This window comes from Flavobacterium sp. LC2016-01, from assembly GCF_009711135.1.
GTDB lineage: Bacteria > Bacteroidota > Bacteroidia > Flavobacteriales > Flavobacteriaceae > Flavobacterium.
Window position 1 is genome coordinate 274,885 of the sequence record NZ_WMIC01000004.1, and the last position, 22,497, is coordinate 297,381.

A 22,497-nucleotide genomic window follows, 5' to 3' on the forward strand; every position below is an offset into this window, starting at 1 on the left:
AGTTTTAAAATGTAATTGCGATGAAATTAAAACACTTAATATTTCTATTGATTTCTACGTTTTCTTTTGCTCAAAATGGTGAATTTCCATCAGCAAAAGTCGATTCAATTATCAAAAGAATTCAGTTGCCAGTTATTCCTGCCTATCAAATAAATGTTATAAAACTTGGTGCAAAGGGAGATTCAATTTCAGACAATAAACCTGCGTTTGATAAAGCGATGGCATTATGCAAAAAGAATAATGCAGGGACGATTATCGTACCCAAAGGGATTTATAAATTAAACGGTCCAATTCATTTTATAAGCAATGTAAATCTTAAAATAGAAAAGGGAGCAAAAATAAAATTTAGCGACAACCCGAAAGATTATCTTCCAATGGTTTTAACAAGCTGGGAAGGTACTATGTTGTATAATTATAGTCCGCTTATTTATGCGTATGACTGTTCAAATATTGCAATTACTGGCGAAGGAACTATTGATGGTACAGGAGATAATATTTGGAAAAGTTTTAAAGCAAAAGAAGAAGCAGGCAAAAGCAGAAGCCGTGACATGAATCATAATAATGTAGTATTAAATGACAGGAAGTTTGGTGAAGGCTATTTTTTACGTCCGCAAATGATTCAATTTTTTAATTGCAAAAATGTGCTGGTTGAAAATATTAGAATTGAGAATTCCCCATTTTGGTGCCTGCATTTATTAAAATCACAAAGCATTACAATTCGCGGAATAAGTTATAAATCCTTGAATTATAACAATGATGGTATTGACCCAGAATATTCTAAAGATGTTTTAATTGAAAATGTGACTTTTAATAACGGTGATGATAATGTAGCTATAAAAGCAGGAAGAGATCATGAAGGAAGAGCCAATACAGCAACACCAAGTGAAAATATTGTAATAAGGAACTGTAATTTTAAAGGACTTCATGGTGTAGTTATAGGAAGTGAAATGTCAGCTGGGGTTCAAAATGTTTTTGTAGAAAATTGTAAAACTATTGGCTATTTAAAAAGAGGTATTTATTTGAAAACCAATGCAGATAGAGGAGGCTTTATTAAAAATATTTTTGTTCGAAATATTCAGTTGGATGAAGTAGAAGATTGTCTTTACATCACAGCCAATTATCATGGAGAGGGAAGCGGTTTTCAATCGGATATTTCAAATATACATTTTTCCGACATCATTTGTAATAAAGCATCTGAAAGCGGTATTGTAATTCAGGGATTTCCAAATAAAAAAATTAGAAATATATCCTTAAATAGAATTGAAATAAAATCCGCTAAAAATGCATTGTCAAACGAAAACGCTGAAAATGTTTTGATGACAGATGTTTTTATAGGTAAAAAAGCAACAGTGCCAACGGCGGCTAAATAAGTTTTAAAAGGTACTAAGGTTCTAAGATTTTTTGTAGAGATGTACTGCAGTGCGTCGATTGCTTCGCAAAGACTTACAATAATTAAAAATAGTAAAAATGAAAAAATATCTTCTTATAGCATTCTTGATCACATCAGTATCTTTTGCTCAAAAAGCAACATTATATTGTATAGGTGACTCAACAATGGCAAATAAAAAAGATCCAGATCGTAATCCAGAACATGGCTGGGCTCAAGTTTTGCAATCTTTTTTTAAAGATGATATTGCAGTAGTAAACAAGGCAGTAAATGGCAGAAGCACTAAAAGTTTCATCAACGAAAAACGCTGGGATTCTATTTATAAAAAGCTAAAAAAAGGAGATTATGTCTTCATAGAATTTGGACATAATGATGAAAAAATTGAGGACTCTACTCGTTATACGAATCCTCATACCGCTTATCGATACAACTTAATTAAGTTTGTAAACGAAAGCAGGGAAAAAGGTGCTATACCTATTTTATTGACATCAATTGCGAGACGTAATTTTAACGAAAAAGGGGTTCTAGTACCTACTCACGGTGATTATCCATTAGAGACTCGATTAGTAGCGAAGGATTATAATGTGCCTTTCATAGATTTAGAATATTATACAGAATTACTTGAGCAGTCTTATGGACCAGAGAAATCAAAGCTTCTTCATTTGCATTTTAATGCGGGAGAAGTTCCTTATTATAAAGAGGATAAAAAAGATGATACACATTTATCTTTATTAGGCGCGACCAAAATTGCCACAATAGTAATTACCCAGATTAAAATTTTAAAAGATTCTTCTCTTGCTGTACTTCAAAAGGGAATAAAATAAAATTTCGTTTTTTTCTTTCATGAAAATCAATAATTTATTTAAATAAATTATTGATTTTCAGTAATTTTGATAGCTATTAGAAAAAACTCCACAAGCTATGTGGTTTCTATCTGCTTGTAATAAGCTGTTCTATATAAGTCAGCGATAGGCTATACTATTTTTATCAGCCTGATAATTTGAATCTTCAGAAATTAAGTACATAAATTGAAATACTTGTTTTCTTTATTAATCGCCTTTACTTTCCTATCTGTTATTGTTTATAAAAATTTGAAAGAATTTAAAGTGCTTTCAAAGACAGTTTGATTATTGTTTTTTAAGGTCTGAAAAATACTGTTTATAATTGTCCTAGTAAATTGTATGTGCAAACCCAATTGCAGGAAGACTTTCGTTTTGCCACTATTAAGTTTCGGATTTACTTAAAGAGACTTGATGGATAAAGACTTGATACTTTGTACACAAATACAAAACGACGATTATGAATCAAACAATACTTCTATTTTTGATTTCAATGTGTTTTTTCCTTTGCGTTGCTCAGCAACAATCGCAGTATACGCAATATATGTACAACACCATGAGTATTAATCCTGGTTACATAGGAACGCGTGGTGTGCCAAGTATATTCGGTCTCTATAGAGCACAATGGGTAGGTTTAGATGGTGCACCGGAAACGGCAAATTTTTCTATTCAGAGTCCCGTTTCCCAAAACGGACAAGGAGTGGGACTGTCAATTATTAATGAACAGATTGGGCCTTCTTCAGAAACCACATTTACAATTGGTTATTCGCGCCCCATAGAGCTTTCAGAATCAATTACAATGTCTTTAGGAGTCAGTGGATCAATTGATTTTATGCAAGTTGATTTTAACAAGCTTAATGTTTATGATCCAGATGATCCATATCTTACGGGAGTTTTGAGTGAGGTTTCTCCTAATATAGGAGCAGGAATATATTTTCATTCTAGTAGTTGGTACTTTGGCCTGTCAATTCCTCAAATTTTAGAAACTAAGTTTTATGATGATGTAAAGATATCCATAGCTTCTCAAAAGATGCATTTTTATGCTATAGGCGGATATGTATTTAGATTGAATGAAAATATTCAATTTAAACCTGCAACAATGATTAAAGCAGTAAGTGGTGCCCCGTTGGCTGTTGATGTGTCTGCGAGTTTTCTTTTTATGGATAAATTGACACTCGGAATAGCATATAGATGGGATGCTGTAGTAAGCGGAATGGCAGGATTTCAAATCAGCCCAAGTCTTAACATAGGATATGCTTACGATTATGATGTTACTGACATTGGAAATTACAATGGAGGATCCCATGAAATTTTTCTCCGATTTGATTTGTTTATCAAAACAAAATCTAGATTAACAACTCCAAGATTTTTTTAGCGTTTTTATTTATTCTAAAGGCATATAAGGCGTTTTCCAGTTTAAAAGAAAAAGATAATTTCTTATGTGTTGTAGTGTCTTATTTGTTGATATTAAGTGATTTATGTTGAGTGGTCCATATATACCCTAATCTATAAGTTTTAAAACTTTTACTGGCAAAAATAAATCTATTTTCAAAGGAACTTTGCACTTTCAAATCTAGGTATTTGAATTTTAAGACCTTATAAATAATTAAATCCATAATAATTATAGTTATGAAAAATAGATTACTTCCTTTATTTCTTGTTCTAGGATCTATTTCAGCTTATTCGCAGGTTGGTATTGGAACCTTGACTCCAAGTAAATCGAGATAATAAAGGTGTTTTTTTAAAGATGTTTAAACGAAGATTCAAAAACGAGTTTGATTTTTCAGAAGAATCATTTTTGCTTAAGAATGAAAATGATTCCAAAAAATATGATCGTTCGATATTTGTTGTTTATGAAAGAAATGAATTGCTAGAATTTTTAAAGATGGATAAAAAAGGGCGAAATGTTTTGGTTTGCCTGTTCAATAAACAATTATATAGCAGTTTATCTTTTTTAGATGAAATTAGCAATTTAATTGTTTTGGATAATGCAAAAACAAGACCTGAGATAATAAGCGAGCTAAAACAACATCTTACAGGTAATTCGAAATTTAAAGATCAAAATAAGGAAGAGAACTTTTTTAACAGTTCTATTTTTCAAAGCCAATTTAAGAACTTTTATAAAGGACTGTTTTTTTTAATGTAATTTGAAAAAAAACATAAAAGACTATATTAATTCATTTTTTAAAGCAGGATATAAGTTGCTCAATATCCTGCTTTTTAATTTTCAAATGAATGAATATTATTCTTTTTTTAAAGTATTGATTTCTTCTGCAGAAACTTTTATAACTGTTCCATGACGTGTTCCTGTTGGAAAAGTAACTTGTTCTGAAATATCTTCCCAACCTTTAGAAGTTTCTTTTACTGCACCATATTTTTTTTGTGTGTATTTATCAAAATAAACAATCCAATTATTATCGATTTGTATTGCTGTTGGTCCTTCAGCCCAATAATCGCCTGTAATTGCTTTACCTGCTTGACTGTACGGACCAGTTAAGTTTTTACTGAAGGCAACTTTAATATTTTTCTGAACTGGATTACGCGTTTCATCTTTCAAATACATAACATATTGATCTTCTTGTTTTATTATAGAGGCATCAATTACATTAAACCCTGGTTCATACAATAATTTTGTTTTTGCAAACTTTTTAAAATCTTTGGTTGTAGTATAATAGATTCTATGGTTATATCCTTTTTCTTCCTCTGATTTGGTTTCTAAAAACTTATCTTCAATTGTCGAAGCCCAATAAATCATATAATTTTTTGATTTTTCGTCGTATGTAATTTCTGGCGCCCAAGTATTTCTGGCTTTTTCTTCATGAGCCATTACGGGAATGAATTCTTGTTTTGACCAATGAATTAAATCTTTTGAAGAAGCATACCCAATCCCTTTATCGGTCCAGCTTACCGTCCAGACCATATGATACAGACCATCTCCGCCTTTGATAACGCATGGATCTCGCATCAATTTGTCTTTTCCCACTTCTGGCGTTAAAAATGAAGTATCGTTTTTTAAAGCTGTCCATTTAAAGCCATCTTCACTGTATGCCATATGCAATCCGTCTTCGCCATTTCCTTTAAAATAGGTAAATACATAACCGTCAGGTTTTAAGGTAAAATTGTTCGCGATAAGCCATTTTTCACAAGCTTTTGGCCAAGATGCATTAGTTCCTTTTACACCCAATCCAAAACCGTGACCGCCGTTTTCATATAAATGCATTTCTGCAAGAACTTTTTCTTTTTTCAGTGCTAAATAATAGTTAATGCTATTTTCAACTGGAACTGCCTTGTCATCAGTTGCATGAACTAAAAATGTTTTTGGAGTGGAAGCAGTTACTTGTTTTTCGTTCGAATATTTATCTGCTAATTCACTTTCGGGATTTTTTCCTAATAAGTTATCTTTAGAACCTTGATGCGTAACGCCTTCCTGCATTGAAATTACAGGATAAATTAAAATTGAAAAATTTGGTTTGGCGCTGGTCGTGTCAGAAGGAGTATAAACTTTATCATTAAAATGTGTAGATAGAGTAGAAGCCAAGTGTCCTCCAGCTGAAAAGCCCATGATGCCAATTTTATTTGGATTCAGTTTCCATTTTATTGCATTTCTTCTAACAACTCTAACAGCTTCCTGCGCATCTTGAAGCGGCGCAACGGTTTTATTTTTCATGATCAAATCGCTTGGCAGTCTGTATTTCAAGACAAAAGCATTTATTCCTAAACTATTAAACCATTCGGCAACTTTAAAACCTTCTTTATTGATGGCAAGCATTCCGTAACCGCCTCCAGGGCAAATAATAACTGATGTTCCGTTTGATTTTTCAGGATTAGCAAAATAAGCTGTAAGAGTAGGCAAAGTCACTTTTCGAACTCCTTCTGAAAGTTCGTTTTTATGATCTACTTCTTCAGCATATTCTTTTGATACAATTTCGTCTGGAATTTTATCCCATAACGGAATTTCTTTCTTCTGCGAAAGCGCCGGAATTGTCAGTGATAAAAAAATGAAAAGCAATGAAGCTTTCAGGCGGCTTAAATTATTTGATTTTTTCATAAAATTCTATTTCAACAATGCGTAATTGACCGGCTGCATCAACCGATGTTTTATCTTTATATAAATCTAATTCTTTTGTTGGATCTACTTCAACAATTTTAGAGAATCCATCTTTTTCGGTATTGGCACCAATTAATTCAATTGTGATTTTTTCAGCTAAAATTGGTTCCAGCGGAATAGTTATATAACCTAAACTTTGCGTTGTATTTCCTTTAAAAACTTCTTTTCCGTCAGCTAAAATTCGGATTGGATAAATTTTAGTTCTCCAGCCTGTAAATTTTATAACAGCTTCATTAACAATTGAAGGTTTTGAAAGCGTGTAAGTTATAGATCCTGTCGTAATGTTTCCATCATTCCTCCATTCCGTTAATTCGTTGTCGTCATAACTTTTGTAAGTATCATTATTGTTTGATGGAGAAACGGCATTTAAGATGTTTACCGGAATTCTTTTTTGCGTATACGACGGAGTTTTTGGAGTTGGCCCGCGTTCTAAATTTGAAGGCAGATTTTTCCCTGGCAATTCCTCTGAGAGGCCATTTACTGAATTTACAGTTTTAGTTTCAAAAGATAATTCGGCCGACTTTAAGCCATTTGATTGAGCAGAAACAGTTATTTTTCCGGCTTTCGCCAATGATTGAATCAAAACGCGATTAATGCCATTTTCAACCGGAATTTCTTTAGAAAGAATATAATTTTTTGGACCTTGAGCAATACCGCCTAGCCAAGTTGCCGGACCGCTTAAAGAAAACGAAATCATATTGTTACTAATTGGACAGCGATTTCCGTTTTTATCAAGTACTTCAACTTCAATTAAGGCAGTATCGGCACCATCGGCAAGCATTCCTTGTGGCTGCGTGTTTAATTTTAGTTTGATTTGAAATGGTTCTCCCGTAGTTGCTTTTTCATCTTGGCTTAAAATAGTTCCATTTTCATCATAACCAATGGCTTTTATTGTTCCTGATTTCCATGTAATATTTTCGAAAGTAAATAAAAATTCATTGCTTCGTTTTCCAAAACCTTGAGAAATTCCGTTTACAAAAAGTTCAACTTTTGGTGCTGTAGAAACGACGTAGATATTTTTAACAACAGTGTCAGTATAGTTCCAATGCCCCAGAATATTTGTTCGCTGTTTTTCAATGTCAACCCAGCCGTCCCAGATAACCTGATGTGCCCAGTAACCGTCTTTCGGAATACGCATTGCGTCAACTTCACCGCTCGTTCTGTAATTCGATTCGCCTCGATGATGGGTATTGGAATCAGAAAAAATAATATTTACACCGCCAGAATTTACTCTTTTTCCAGTTCCGGGTCTTTCTCGGTAATAATCGTACCAGCGTACAATATTTTCTATCGCGTGACGGTCTTGATTATGATTGTAATCAGAAGCAGGATTTCCTCGATATAAAGGTCCGTCGCCTTCTTTATGAAAGGGAGGCGAAAACTCATCCCAATATTTGCGCATACCTTCATCTCTTGAATATTCAGTCGCCCATAATGGTTTTTTGGCACTTTTATTAATATAGAGCATTTCTCCTCCATATTCTGCTTCTTGGCTGTCCAGCATTTCACGAGAACCAATCGCACGTCCGCCAAAAGGATCGTAAGTATCTCTCAAACTTTTCATTTCGTGCATGTGCGCTTCGCTGATGGATTCGTTGCCACTTTCATAAAAAATAATACTCGGATTATTTCTATTGTAAATAATAGCATCACGCATCAGATTTACACGTTGTTTCCACGTGTCTCCTTGTGCATCTTTTTCAGCGTCGCCAGCTGGCATTGCTTGTAATAATCCAACCCTGTCGCAGGATTCAATGTCTTGTTTCCAAGGCGTAACATGCATCCATCGAACTAAATTTCCATTTCCTTCAACAATTAATTTATTGCTGAAATCACTCATCCAAGCAGGAACTGACATTCCAATTGCCGGCCATTCATTGCTGGTTCTTTGTGCGTAACCCTTTACTTGCAATACTCTGTCATTAAGCCAAAACTGACCTTCGGCGAAAGCTGTTTTTCTAAAACCGGTTTTAGTTGAAACTTCATCAACAATTTTTCCATCAATTTTTAAAATGGTTTTTACAGTGTATAAATAACCGTATCCCCAACTCCAAAAATGTAAATTATTTACGAGTGAATTTGCTTTTAAAGTTTTATTTTCATTCGGATAAATTGTTGTTTTTTCGCCTGAAAATGAAGCCACTTTTTTTCCTTCTAAATCTTCCACAATAACATTGTATTCAACTGTTTTTGCGGAATCAAATTCGTTGCGAACTTCTGTTTCAGCATTAATAAAAGCACTTTCGGACTTAATATCAATTTTAGAAGGATAAATATAAACTCCTGTAGTTTTTAAATTAGAATAGAGAGGAAGTGTCTGATACAACTTGCTGGTAATATGCAAAAAGACATTTTTTGGAATACCGCCGTAATTTGCATTAAAGTTAGTATTGTTCCATTGGTAAGGAGCTCCAGTTGCCTGTTCTTTGTATTTCCAATCATTATCAATTCGCAACGCAATAATATTTTCTTGTGGAAAAGGCTTAATTAAATTTGAAATATCAAGGCCAAAAGCCATTACGCCATTTTCATGCATTCCAACCTTTTGCCCATTGATGTAAATAATTCCAGCTTGTCGGATTCCTTCAAATTCTAGGAAAATTTTTTGGTCTTTGATTCCTTTTGGAAGTTTAAAATTTTTTCTGTACCAGACAATTCCGGTTGTAAGCTGTTCGATATCTTTTTCAAAAGCTTCTTCCTGATTGTAAGCGTGCGGAAGCGTAATTTTTTTCCACGAATTATCATTAAAACCAAGAGACTCTGCATTTTTAGAGTCTCCGGTTTTTAGTTTCCAGTCTGAATTGAAGTTGTATTTTTCTCTCTTAAATTCCTGAGAAAATATCGAGGTTTTAAAAAGAATTAAAACAAGAAATAAGAGCGTTTTTTTCATTATTTCATTTTATAAATTTCGGATCCTGCCAGTAAAAAACAACCTAAACCATAATCCTCAAAATCAGGAAATTTATCGTACGAAAGCGGTTGACCATCCTTAGGCTCTTTTCCTGTTGATTGTAAAAAACCTAAAGCACCATTAGTGTGCAGACTTTCTTTTATCATCGCATCCCAAGCTTTTTGAATTACAGGCAAATAAGTTTCTTTTTTCAAAATACCGCTGTTGACTCCGTATGCCATTCCGTAAACGAATAAAGCAGTTCCAGAGGTTTCTTTTTCTCCAAAATTTGTTGGATCATGTAAACTTACATTCCAAAATCCGTCAGCTCTCTGAATTGGTAATAAAGCTGCTGCCATCGCTTTTAAATCTTTTACATATTGCTCTCTGTGTGGTGCGTTTTCCGGAATTATGGTCAATACTTTTGCTAATGCGCCAATTACCCAGCCATTTCCACGGCTCCAATAGCAATCTTGCCCATTTGGCTCTTTGTAAGGTGGATCAAAATCGGCATCACGCCACCATAAACCGTCTTTTGGGTTAAATAATCCGTGATCGCCATGTTTGTTTCTTGAGTACATGTACATTTGATACATTTTTTCGAAATAACGATTGTCTTTTTCTAAAACTCCCATTTTTGCAAAAACCGGCATTCCCATTTGAATAGCATCAATCCAAGACCAATCGTCTAATTGAGGCGTATTTAAAAGCATATTGATGTTTGCTTTTGTATTTTTTAGTTTCTTAGCATCTGGCTCTAAATTATACAAATCAATGTATGTCTGCGCTGCGCAGTAATTATCTGCATTACGGGTTGTGTTACCTCCGTTGAAACCCCATTTATGAAATTCTGACCATGAGTATGCATAATCATAATAAGCTTCTTTTGGAAAAATTTCATGAAGCGCCATTAATCCTTCATAATACACACCACGCGTCCAAATATTGCTCGGACGTTCTTTATTCGTGATGATTGTTTTGCCTGTTTCTGGCCATTTTTGCATAAAATAATCATTGGCCAAAATCATTTGTTTTAGAACTAATTTTTTGTCAAATGGCTGTTGCGCGTTTATTGTATACGTATACAAAAAGCATATTGAGAATAATAGAGATAATTTTTTCATTTTTTGTATTCCTTAGTTAATAGTTAGTTTTGCTGTTTTAATGGCGTGATTGTAATTGGGCCTAAAAGTCCAGATGGCATTGGAGCCCATTTTGTGGCATCAAATTTTTTATAATCTTTGTCTACCATATTGATTTCATAAAAAATCTTCCATTCTTCGCCTTTTAATTCTTTGTTGCGAATTCGGTTTGCAGAAAGATTCGTAACCTGAATTTTTAAAATATTCTTTCCAGATTTTAATTTCCCGATGTTTAATTGATAAGGAACTGACCAAGCTGTACCAATGAATTCACCATTTACCCAAACTTTTGCGCTTTCGCGGACATCGCCCAAGTTTAAGCTCCAATTTTCCGTTTTAGCATTTGGATTGTTAAATTCTAAAGTATAAGTTGCTGATCCAGAAAATGCTTCGGCTTCTGGTCCTAATTTTGTCCAAGATTCTAGATTTGTGATAGTAGCGCTTGGAGGCAATTGCGGTCCGCCTTTATCGAAGTCAATTTTCCAATTTCCTTTTAGCGGAATTGCATCAGAAATTGGTTCATAATAGTTCCATTTTTTTTGTGAAGCTGTATTTTCAGTCTTTAAAAAATAAGATTCCCCTGGAGCAATTTTAATTTTAACCAATGTTGTGTTGGCTGATTTTTTTACAATTGCATTTCCAAATTCTCGCGTTAATGGATTTAAGATTATAACTTCTTTATTTCCGGCTTGAATTGGGATAAAATCATCAATAGTTTTAGTTGTGTGGTTAACCAAATAATATATTTTTTCGCCGTCAATATTTCTTCTAATAAATTTTAAACCTGTATTTACAAGCGTTTCAGGGTATATCTGCGCATTTTCTAAAGTTGAAAAAATGTCAGAAGCTGGTTTTACAATTTCGCTATTTGCAGTTAAAAGATTTTGAAGCTCCAGCTCTTGTTTTTTATAATCATTAAATCCTGGAACAGATTCTGGAAGATTTTCGAAAATGATATTTGCTCCCGCTTTTTTCAATTCAATCAGCTTTTGTAAAGTAGCAAGAGGCATTTTCTTTGTTGGCGGAATTACCAATGCTTTGAAAGTTGTCCCCGAAAGATTAATTTTTCCGTCAATAACTTTGGCTTCAGCAATAAAATTATCAGAGATAAAATCTACGCCATAGCCTTTATTCATTAAACTTTTAGTTGAATTATAGAAAGAAGTTGGATGAAGCCATTCCTGTAATGAATGTATTTTGAATTCAAAAAACAAAGTTCCTTTTTGGTATTTGTCCCAAGTATCAAAAATTGGCCAGTAAAGCAGAATTTCATTATCTGATTTTCCTTGCTGCAACATGGATTGACAGTTTGAGATATAAGAAAATAGAGAAGGAGCATCTTCCCAAATACTGTTATTAGCGTTAAAATTTACCGAAGCATAAAATTGCCATCCTGGCCAAGCAGCTCTGTCTGGCGAATACGTCGAACCGTGAAGAAAAATATGATTGATACCACTCAGCATTAAATCCTCGGCTTCTGGTTTGCATTGCGATAGAGCCGCTTTGAAATGTTCGCGAAGCCATGTAAAAGTCTCAGATGAAACTAGATTTTTTCCAGAAATATGCGCTGCCGATGATGAAAATTTCAGCATTACCGGATCAGCATCGCCTTCGCGGATATCTTCTTTTTCTCTTCTGAATCCTGGAATATCAAATGGCATTGAACCAAATGTTTCACATTCTGGAATATCTGCAGCAGCGTATAAATCAATCAGATTTCCTGGTGATCCATGCGCCTGAAGTTTTGTTTTAAAGCTTTTTGAGTGCGCCCATTGTGTCCATGGCCTGTCAAATTTATTCAGTAATAAATCGCCAATAGTTTGTCGATAATCACTTCTAATGCGGTTGCCAATTTCGCCGTCGGTTTCATTCAATAATAAAGGCAGTTCTTTTTTTAAGTCATAACCGCGCAGTTTTTGAAATTCTTCGAAAAATTTAGGCGTAAAATCAGTGCCATAAACTTCATAACTGTCATTAAAAATGGCTCTTATTTTTCCTTCGCGTCCTTTAAAAGCATTGTTAAACGGAACTACATAAGCATCCAATGCTTCCTGTGAATAATGGTCTAAAGTAAAACCGCTTCCGCCGGGCGCCGCTCTTTTTACTTGTTGTCCCGTTTTTCCGCTAAAAACAGCATAAAGCGTATAATCTGTTTTTTTTGCTTTCCATTTTAATTTATTTGGTTCTGTCTGATCTGTAATTGAAACCGATTTTCCGTCAATACCTTTGTCTTTAACTTTCGTTTGATTCTTTTTTAGCTGATCTGTTAAATTGATGTATGAACCATCTTTTCCATAGGCAACTACATACAATAGTTCTGCTGGATTTTTTTCTTTTTTATTTTCAACAGCAATATTTCGGTCAATTGTTTCGTCTTTTTTCAGGTCATACTTTTCAATGATGAGCTTTGTTGCAGCATTTTGTACGGTAACATGAGATCCTCCGTAAGGCCATCCTGTTCCTAAAACCATGTCAACCTGCATATGAAGACTGTCTGCAACATGAATAGTATAGTCAAGCATTTCCATCCATTTTGGAGAAAGATAATCGATGAAATTATTTTCTTCGCCTTTGACACCATATATAGGAGTAATTTCTACACCGCCAATTCCTGCATTATGAAAATCGGTTAGGCTTCTTTTTAAGTTTGGTTTATCTACTGCACTTCCCATCCACCACCAGCGCGCCCATGGCTGATTTATATTAGTAGATTTTGGCCAAGGCGAATTTTTTTCCTGAGCTGATGAATTTAGAATCCAGCAAAGGGACAAGATGATAAGACAGTTTGATTTGGTTATTTTCATTGGTTAAGGTTCAATAGTTTTATAAAGCGGTTACTAATTTACTTACTTCATATAAGTATAGAAACATATAATAGTAACTTTTTACTAGTTGTAATAAGGTAAAAGTATAAGTAGAAACTCTAATTGCTATCCTGTAGCGTCCTGTTTTATATCATTTTATCAAAAGTCAAATGAGTAATAATTTGTGGTATTTTTTTCTCAATTCGCATTTTTACTATCAGATTACTATCAAATGCAAAAAAAATAATAAAGAAAATTTCAGATAATTTATTTGTGGATTTTACACTTATTTAGCATTGTAAATCAAGCAGTTGAAGTTTTTTTAAGTTAAGAAAAACATAAAATTTAGTATAAGAACCTGAAAGTTAACAGGATACTACAGGATGCTGTGCCCCCCTGTTCTAAATAAATTTGATAATCTAATTAATTAACCAAATTTACTTTTATGAAAAACAAATTTAGTCTTTTGCTGATTTTGGTCATGTTTGCACTTTTGCAGACAGCAGGTTATGCGCAGAACAAAGTGGTTAAAGGTACAATCACTGATGCGGCAGGTTTGCCAATACCAGGAGCAAATGTACTTATTAAAGGAACAAAACAAGGAACTAGTACTGACTTTGATGGTAAATACTCTATCAATGCAAGTACAGGCCAAGTGCTGGTTTTCTCGTCTACAGGTTCAAAAAGTGTTGAAAGAACCGTGAGCACTTCTTCAGAAATTAATGTAAAACTTGTTGAAGAAGTATCTCAACTTAATGAGATTGTTGTTGTTGGTTATGGAACTCAGAAGAAATCTGATGTTACAGGATCAGTTTCAACTATAAATGCGCAGCAATTAATGAACAGACCTGTTTCAAGCGCAACTGAAGCTTTACAGGGCAAGATTGCCGGAGTTGATATTACGACAAACGAACGTCCAGGAAGTCTTGGTACTGTGCGTATCCGTGGTAATAGATCTTTGACAGCAAGTAACGATCCTTTGTATGTTGTTGATGGTGTGCCATTAATGTCTGCATCTGCAATTGAAACATTAAATCCAAGAGATATTGAATCTATGGATATTCTTAAAGATGCTTCAGCAACTGCTATCTATGGATCACGTGGGGCAAATGGAGTTATCATTGTAACAACTAAGCAAGGAAAATCAGGCAGATTTACTTTAAATTATGCGGGTACAGTAACTACTTCTGATATTGTTGACAGATCACCGTCAATGAGTGCATCTGATTTTATTACTTTCAGACGTTGGGCTGCATACAATCTTGATCCAGCTAAATATGCTAATCCAGCAACACCAACTCTTGCAAACGATAAATTAATTTTTGATAGTGCATTAGATGGTCAAACATCAAGAGATAATGTATTAAAAGGATGGGCAAGCGGTACATGGGATGCTTCTAAAGTAACTAATACGAACTGGACTGATTATGTAACTCAAACAGGAGTTAGCACAGAGCATGTTATTAGTGCTAGTGGAGGTTCTGAAAAAGTAAATACTTATGGTTCTGTAGGTTATTTAGATAATCAGGGTACTCAAAAAGGGCAGTGGTACAAACGTTATACTGCAAAATTGACTTCAAATATCACTCCAGTGGATTGGTTTAAAATGACTGCTTCTTTTAATGTTTCATGGAGCGAGCAAGATTTTGGTATGTCAACTTTAAGTGCTAGAAGCGGTACATCGCCAGATGCAATTTATGGTGCAGCTAAACAAATTTATAATATTGCTGTTCCTTATGATGCAAACGGTAATACAATTATTAATCCGGGTGGCGAATCAGGTGTTTATACGATCATGGATGAGTGGGAAAAAAGTACACAGCAATCTCAAACAATGCGTGTTTTAGGTAATTTTTCTGCTAATTTAGATTTTGGAAAAATGACACATTCATTAGAAGGGCTTACTTATAAATTGAATTTTGGACCTGATTTCCGTAGTTGGAGAGAAGGTGTTTATGTAGATGGAACATCATCATTAAAAATTAACGCAAATGGAAGCGCAGGTAGTAATTTTGCCCGCCTTTCAAACCGTCGTGATCTTTCATGGACTGTAGATAATATAATTAATTACGACCGTACATTTGCTTTTAAACATAAAGTTGGTTTAACATTATTACAAACAGCATCATCTTGGAATATTGAAAATTCTGCTATGAGTGCAAATAATATCCCTAAACCTTCATTCTTATGGAATGCAATGGGTTCAGTAGATGCTACAAATGCTGCTAATAATGCACGTATGAGTTCAGGTATTACAGAACGCGCTATTAGTTCTTATATGGCTCGTGCGAATTATGGTTATGATAATCGTTATTTGTTGACAGTGTCAGGACGTTGGGATGGAGTTACGCAATTATCTGAAGGACATAAATGGGACTTTTTCCCTTCTGCAGCATTAGCGTGGCGTCTTAATAATGAAGAATTCCTAAAAAGTGTTGATTGGGTTAAAAACTTGAAACTTCGTTTAGGTGTGGGTACTTCTGGTAACTCTTCTGTTAATCCTTACGGAACATTAGGAAATATTAGTCAAATATTCCTTCCTTTTAATGGTCAGAGTAATGCAATTGGTTTTACAACAAATGAGCCTTATTATACAGATACTCAAACAGGAATGCCTAATAAAAACTTGGGTTGGGAAAAAACGACACAATACAATCTTGGTGTTGATTTTAGTTTTTTAAACAATAGAATCAGTGGTACTATTGATACTTATAGATCAGATACTAAAGATTTATTATTAAGAGTTGATATTCCACCAGTATCTGGTTATCCATATATTGTTTCGAATATTGGTCAAACAAAAAATCATGGAGTTGAAGTAACGCTTAATCTTATTCCAATTCAAACGGCTACAGGATTTACATGGGAAACTAATTTAAATGGTGCTTGGCAAAAAGATGAAATTGTTGGATTGGCAAATGGTGCACAAGACATGGTAAGCAACTCATGGTTTATTGGTCAGTCTATTGCTGTTCGTTACGGATATGATGCTGAAGGTCTTTGGCAAAATACTCCAGAAGATGTTGCTGAGATGGCTAAATGGAATGCTAACGGTTATAAATTTACACCAGGTAACGTGAGACCAAAAGATCAAAATGGTGATTATAAAATGGATGGTACTGACCGTGTAGTTATAGGAAACAGTAATCCTTATTATACAATGGGTTGGAATAACAACTTTACTTATAAAGGGTTTGATTTAGGAATAAACCTTTACGGACGTGCAGGATATACTGCTTCTTTAGGTGGTGAAGCTTTAACAGCGCACGCGAATCAGCGTGAAACTGATTACTGGACTCCAGATAATCCGAATGCTGAATTCCAAAAACCAATTTTAGGTCAAGCAACTTCAGGTTCAGCAGATCCTTTTTCTGGACTTCTTGGTTTTGAAAAAGCATCTTTTGTAAAAATTCGTAATATTTCTCTAGGATATAATTTATCTAAAGACGTTGCAAATAAAGTTGGATTGGCAAACATGAAACTTTATGTTCAGGCTGTAAATCCAGGAAGTATTTATCAATCTCTTAAATGGTATGATTTTGATACTGAGAAAACGTATTACAACCGCAGTTTTGTTATGGGGGTTGAAGTTGGTTTCTAATAAATTGTGGCGAATTGAAGTATAACAATAAAAGTAAAAAAATGAATAATATAAAAAATATAGGAATTGGTCTTTTATTAACAGCGGGGGTATTTTTTACTTCGTGTTCGAAAGACTTTCTGGACGAAGAACAAACAAATGCTTATTCGACCGCTTATTTTGATACACCTGAAGGTCTTCAGGCGCTAACAGTATCTCTTTATGGTAATATTCGCTGGCATTTTGGTTTTGAATGGTCGTATGGAAATACGCTTTATGGAACTGATGAGTTTACCAATGCGAATGACCTTACCAATGAAATGTGGAATACCTATGATAACCGTTTTGGACCAGTAGGTGCATCAGCTGCAACTGGAGCGGCGAATGGAAATGCAACAAATCCAAATGCACTTTGGGATGAAATGTATTATGGTATTGCATCTTGTAATACGATTATTGCTAAAGCAGATAAAGTAATTTCAGATGTAAAAATCAAAAACCGTTGTTTAGCTCACGCTTATTTTTTAAGAGGATACAACTATTATAGACTTGTTGCGCAATACGGAGGTGTTGTTCTTCAAACGACACCTATTGAAGGAGTTGTTCGTAACTACGAGCGTGCTTCAGAAGAAAAATGTTGGGAACAAGTAATATCTGATTTCCGTAAAGCTTACAGTCTTTTTGAAGGTGAAGTTTTTACTTATGGAAAAGGAGTTACTTGGACAAAAGCTACTGCTGCACACTTTTTAGCAAAATCTTTATTATTCCGTGCTTCTGAGCGTAATGATGCTTGGAATAGTGCTTACAAAGATGCGGATCTTAAAGAGGCAATCGATGCTTGTTCATATGCAATTACAGCTCGTGGACCATTGACACCTAACTATAGTGATTTATATGCAAACTGGACAGGAATTGACTGTCCAAATGAGCAGCTTAATGAGATTTTGATGGCTGCTGGTCATAATGGTGATGCTGCTACAGTGGGTCGTTTTGGAAACCGTACATACAGCTACTTCGCTCCTCAATTTTCTAGTTTTTCTGGAGGATGGGTAAAACGTGGTGTTTGGATCGGAAGTATGGATTTTCAGCGTTGTCGTCCTACAGAATACACTTACGGAGTATTTGATCACGTAAACGATGCTCGTATGTGGAAAACTTTTAGAACGGTTTACGGTGCTAATACTGTAATCACGCCAAATCCTTCAGGAGTAAAAATTGGAGATCCAGCAATTGTCATGATTTTAAATTCTAAAAATGACAATACTTATGATGGTGCTAAATTTGGTGCTACCGTTCAGGCTCCAACTTGGACTGATGCAGCTGGCCGTTTACCAGAGTGGAATACAAGACAAACTCCTACTGCTGGAACTTTAACAGCTAAAAAAGGACAGTATGTTCCTAACTCTTCAGTATTGTATCAAAATGGAGTTTATGTTGCTCCAAATTTCAAGAATCAGCCAATTTGTAACTTCTACGCAGGAATCAATAAAACGGAAGATGGTTCACGTACTGCTGAAAGAGGTGATGCACACCGTGATGTAATTATGGCGCGTCTTGCTGAAACTTATTTAGTTCGTGCAGAATGTTATGTTCGTCTTGGCCAATATGGAAATGCAATGCAGGATATCAACGTGATTAGAGCTAGAGCACAATGGAAAGCAGGAGAAAACAGATCTTATTATAATGATGGTTCTCAGGCGTTTAAAGTTAATCCTTTAAATACAGGAAGTTCAGCTACAAACTTTACAGCGTCAAACTTAGATATGAACACGTATTATTTATCTAATCCAACGATACCTGTAACAACAGCAGCATCTGATTTAACATTGAAATCTTTCCCAAATAATTTGCCAGCTGAAGATGAAGCGGTTATGGTTAAAGTTGGTGCTTCAACAGATAAAGAACGTGCTATAAACTTTATTCTTAACGAGTCTACTCGTGAGCTTTTAGGAGAATGGCAACGTTGGGAAACACTTTCTCGTACTGGAATGCTTATTAAACGTGCAAAAGCGTTTAATGCTGAAGCAGCACCTAATATTAAAGTTGGTAAACACGAACTTCGTCCAATTCCTCAAACCTTTATTGATGGATTATTAAACGATGATGGTTCTAACTTATCAGCTGCACAAAAAGCGGCTTGGCAGAATCCAGGTTACTAAATTTTTTTAATTTTTGTTTTTGAAAACCGTCTCATTTTGAGACGGTTTTTTTTTTGTTTTAAACCGAAATGATAGTTACAAATTGATATTAGAAAACGGGTGGAAAATTATTTTTCAAAAAAAAATACAATCGATTACATTTTGTGTTTGAAATTATCATAATTTTCGGATATTTGTTTCTTATTCAATAAAAATTTTTGAATAAAATTATGGTATCTGAAAAAAAAATATTGTTTAATTCGGATATTCGTATTTAGAAGTTTTTTCTTTAGTTCCCTTTGAAAATCAGTGGTTTGAAGGTTTTTATGGTTAAAAAAAACTTAAATAAAAATCATAAAACTCTGTAAATTAGAATAGTACTAAATTACTTTACAGGACACTACAGGACAGTACGGAATTAACTTCTAAATAAATTTGAGTAACTAATTAATTAACCAAATTTAACTTTTATGAAAAACAAATTAAATGTGCTGCTGCTGATAGCCATGTTTGCATTATTGCATGCATCTGGTTACGCGCAGAACAAAGTAGTCAAAGGTACTGTTAAAGACGCTACAGGATTGCCAATTCCGGGTGTCAATGTACTCATCAAAGGAAGCCAGAACGGAGTAAGTACAGATCTGGATGGTAGTTACTCAATTAACGTGGCTTCTGGTAATGTTCTTGTTTACAGTTTTATCGGTTTTAAAAAACAAGAAATCACTGTAGGAGCTGCAACTGCTTACAATGTTGTACTTAAAGAAGAAGACAATTCTCTTGAGGAGGTAGTTGTAGTAGGTTACGGTACAAAAAAGAAAAAGGATCTTACGGGTTCGATTGTGAGTGTAAATGCTGATGAGATTGCATCGAGACCCGTTGTAAATGCCGTACAGGCGATGCAAGGTAAGGCTGCCGGTGTGGATGTTGGATCAAGTGAACGCCCAGGTACTGTAGGAAGTATTACAATTCGTGGAGCTCGTTCTATTTCAGCTTCAAATGCACCGCTTTATGTAGTTGATGGTATTCCGCTAAATTCAAGACTGGTAACAGATGCTTCTACTGGAAAAATTAGTGTTGATCCTAATTCTGGAGGTCTTGATTTCTTGAATCCAACTGATATTGAAACAATCGACGTTTTAAAAGATGCTTCTGCAACCGCTATTTATGGTTCTCGTGGAGCAAACGGAGTTATCATTGTAACAACAAAAAAAGGTAAAAACGGAAAATTTACTTTAAACTATGATACTTCATTAATGACGGAAACGATTCATGAAAATGCTCCAATGATGACCGCTGGAGAGTATATCGAGTTTCGTCGTTGGGGAAGATATTATTCAAATCCAGCAGCTTTTCCTAAAGGAGATGCTCCTACAATAGAAAATGATAAGTTAATTTTCCTTGCTTCTGCTGACCCGGCTGCATGGGCAAACATTGAGAAAGGATGGGCTGGCGGAACTTGGGATGGTTCTAAAGTTGCAACTACAGACTGGACAAAATTTGTAACTCGTACGGGAATCACACAACAGCATACGATCGGTGTAAGCGGCGGAACTGAAAAAATGAAAGCCTATGGTTCTTTTGGATATTTAGATAATACAGGAACTTTATTTGGACAAAGTTATGTACGTTACAGTGGGACTGCTAACGTGGATATTACACCGACGAAATGGTTTTCAATGGGCGTGAGTCTTAATACTAGTTATGGTATAAATGAATATGGACAGTCAAACGTAGGAAGAACAGCAGTTACAAGTTCAACAGGAATTTATGCAACTGCTCGTACAAATCTTCCTTATGCAGTTCCTTATGACAGCAACGGAAACAGAATTGATAGTCCAGGTGGAGATTCAACTATCAGAACTCCGGTTGATGAATATAAATTGTCTCAGGATCAGCGTGTAACTTTGCGTGCTTTTGGTAGTTTATATGCTCAGTTTGATTTGGGTGCAATTTCTTCAAAGCTTGACGGATTAAAATACCGTATCAACTTTGGTCCAGATCTTAGTTCATTCCGTGATGGAGTTTATTTAGATGGAAAATCGGCGATTCGTTCAGGAACTAGTTTTGCTTCTCTTGCAAACGAAAAAACGATTTCTTACACATTGGATAACTTGCTTTTATATAATAAAACATTTGGAAATCACACTTTTGGAGGAACATTGTTAATGAGCCAGACAGAATATCACAATGAGAATAGTTCAATGTCTGCAAATGACATTAAAAACCCTGAAAACAAATGGAATGCTTTAACGCCTGCAAATGTTACACTTGCCGGATATTCTTCTGGTTTGACAGATACAGGTTTACTTTCTTATATGGGACGTGTAAATTATTCATACGCTGACAAATATTTATTTACTGCTTCTGGACGTTATGATGGAGCTTCACAATTAGCTTCTGAGAACAGATGGGCATTTTTCCCAAGTGCTTCAGCGGCGTGGATTTTAAATAAAGAAAAATTCTTAGAAAATGTTTCTTGGATCAACCAATTAAAAATGAGAGTTGGTTATGGAGTTACCGGAAATGCTGCCGTTCCTGCTTATGCAACACAACCGCCATTAGTTGGTATTGTTTATCCTAACGGTTCTGGTGTTGTAAACAATACGTCTCTAGGAAATGTTGATTTAGGATGGGAAAAAACGGCTCAGTTCAACTATGGTATCGATTTCGCATTGTTCAGCAATAGAGTTTCTGGAGCTTTGGATTATTTTACAAGCAGAACTACAGATTTATTGCTAAAAAGCAGTGTACCAACAGTTATTGGTGTAAAAGATACATACCAAAACGTTGGTGAAACAGAAGGTCATGGTGTCGAGTTGACTGTGAATACAGTAAACGTTACTTCAAAAGATTTTGAATGGACAACTAATATTAGTGCTTCTTACCAGCAAAATAAAATTGTTTCACTTCAAAATGGAAAATTTGACGACATCAACAACAATTTATTTATTGGAAATTCTCAAAACGTAATTTACGGTTTCGAGTCAAACGGAATTTGGAAACCTGAAGATGCTGCTGAAATGGCAAAATTTAATGCGGCTGCAGGTTCAAACATTTTCTCTTTTGGTAATGCAAGACCAGTAGATCAAAATGGAGATTATAAAATTGATGCTAATAATGATCGTGTAATTATTGGTTCAAAAGATCCAAAATATATTGTGGGTATGACGAATACTTTCAACTATAAAAATTTCGAATTTACATTCTTTGTTTACGGAAAGATGGGCTACTTATATGATACTTTAGGTGAAAATGAAGGCGCAAAAGGAAGCCAGAGATCAATTAATTATTATAATGACAACAATGTAAATGCCGAATATCAAAAACCAATTTATTCAGCAGGAACAGGAGATCCATATTATCCAATCTTAGGATATCGTAATGGTTCATTTTTGAAAATGCGAAATATTTCTCTTGGATATCATTTCGATAAAGAATTAGTACAGAGCCTTGGACTTTCTAAATTGAGATTATACTGTCAGGTAAACAATCCGGGCATGGTTTTCACAAAAGTAAAATGGACTGATTTGGATACGCAGACAACGGCTTCAAACAGAGGAATAACTTTAGGGTTAAATGTAGGATTCTAAATAATTAAAAAACATCATT

General features: G+C 34.6%; 11 protein-coding genes. 7 read left to right on the forward strand and 4 right to left on the reverse strand.

What is annotated here, in order from left to right; genetic code table 11:
• Positions 1-20 precede the first annotated feature (20 nt).
• The 4 genes from GKZ88_RS10575 to GKZ88_RS10590 all read left to right on the forward strand — a co-directional run bounded on the left by GKZ88_RS10575 (position 21) and on the right by GKZ88_RS10590 (position 4,372).
• Entirely contained in the window at positions 21-1,370 is a 1,350-nt protein-coding gene (locus tag GKZ88_RS10575) for a glycoside hydrolase family 28 protein (protein ID WP_155102344.1), read from the forward strand.
• Positions 1,371-1,467: 97 nt separating this feature from the next.
• Positions 1,468-2,211, forward strand: a complete 744-nt coding sequence (locus GKZ88_RS10580) for a rhamnogalacturonan acetylesterase (protein ID WP_155102345.1) — start codon at positions 1,468-1,470, stop codon at positions 2,209-2,211.
• Between the two features lie 475 nt (positions 2,212-2,686).
• The gene (locus tag GKZ88_RS10585) at positions 2,687-3,601 is read left to right on the forward strand and encodes a type IX secretion system membrane protein PorP/SprF (protein ID WP_155102346.1); all 915 of its coding nucleotides are present in this window, start codon (positions 2,687-2,689) and stop codon (positions 3,599-3,601) included.
• A gap of 423 nt (positions 3,602-4,024) precedes the next feature.
• Positions 4,025-4,372: a hypothetical protein gene (locus tag GKZ88_RS10590; RefSeq protein ID WP_155102347.1), complete on the forward strand. Its 348-nt coding sequence runs from the start codon at positions 4,025-4,027 to the stop codon at positions 4,370-4,372.
• A 96-nt stretch (positions 4,373-4,468) separates the two neighbouring features.
• Here GKZ88_RS10590 and GKZ88_RS10595 read toward each other — a convergent pair whose 3' ends face one another.
• The 4 genes from GKZ88_RS10595 to GKZ88_RS10610 are packed head-to-tail and all read right to left on the reverse strand — an operon-like array spanning position 4,469 to position 13,170.
• Entirely contained in the window at positions 4,469-6,274 is a 1,806-nt protein-coding gene (locus GKZ88_RS10595) for an alpha/beta hydrolase fold domain-containing protein (RefSeq protein WP_155102348.1), read from the reverse strand.
• Complete coding sequence (locus tag GKZ88_RS10600) at positions 6,258-9,224, reverse strand: sugar-binding domain-containing protein (protein ID WP_155102349.1); 2,967 nt, start codon at positions 9,222-9,224, stop codon at positions 6,258-6,260. The genes GKZ88_RS10595 and GKZ88_RS10600 overlap by 17 nt, the downstream gene beginning before the upstream one ends.
• Positions 9,224-10,348 (reverse strand): glycoside hydrolase family 88 protein, encoded by a 1,125-nt coding sequence (locus tag GKZ88_RS10605; RefSeq protein WP_155102350.1) that lies wholly within the window; start codon positions 10,346-10,348, stop codon positions 9,224-9,226. The genes GKZ88_RS10600 and GKZ88_RS10605 overlap by 1 nt, the downstream gene beginning before the upstream one ends.
• A gap of 23 nt (positions 10,349-10,371) precedes the next feature.
• On the reverse strand, positions 10,372-13,170 hold the full coding sequence (locus GKZ88_RS10610) for a glycosyl hydrolase (protein WP_155102351.1): 2,799 nt from the start codon (positions 13,168-13,170) through the stop codon (positions 10,372-10,374).
• A 445-nt stretch (positions 13,171-13,615) separates the two neighbouring features.
• On the opposite strand from GKZ88_RS10610, the gene GKZ88_RS10615 reads away from it, so the two are divergent.
• The 3 genes from GKZ88_RS10615 to GKZ88_RS10625 all read left to right on the forward strand — a co-directional run bounded on the left by GKZ88_RS10615 (position 13,616) and on the right by GKZ88_RS10625 (position 22,478).
• Complete coding sequence (locus GKZ88_RS10615; RefSeq protein WP_155102352.1) at positions 13,616-16,771, forward strand: TonB-dependent receptor; 3,156 nt, start codon at positions 13,616-13,618, stop codon at positions 16,769-16,771.
• A gap of 41 nt (positions 16,772-16,812) precedes the next feature.
• Entirely contained in the window at positions 16,813-18,909 is a 2,097-nt protein-coding gene (locus tag GKZ88_RS10620; protein WP_155102353.1) for a RagB/SusD family nutrient uptake outer membrane protein, read from the forward strand.
• A 449-nt stretch (positions 18,910-19,358) separates the two neighbouring features.
• Positions 19,359-22,478, forward strand: coding sequence for a TonB-dependent receptor (locus tag GKZ88_RS10625; RefSeq protein WP_155102354.1), 3,120 nt, complete (start codon positions 19,359-19,361; stop codon positions 22,476-22,478).
• The last annotated feature ends 19 nt before the right edge of the window (positions 22,479-22,497 follow it).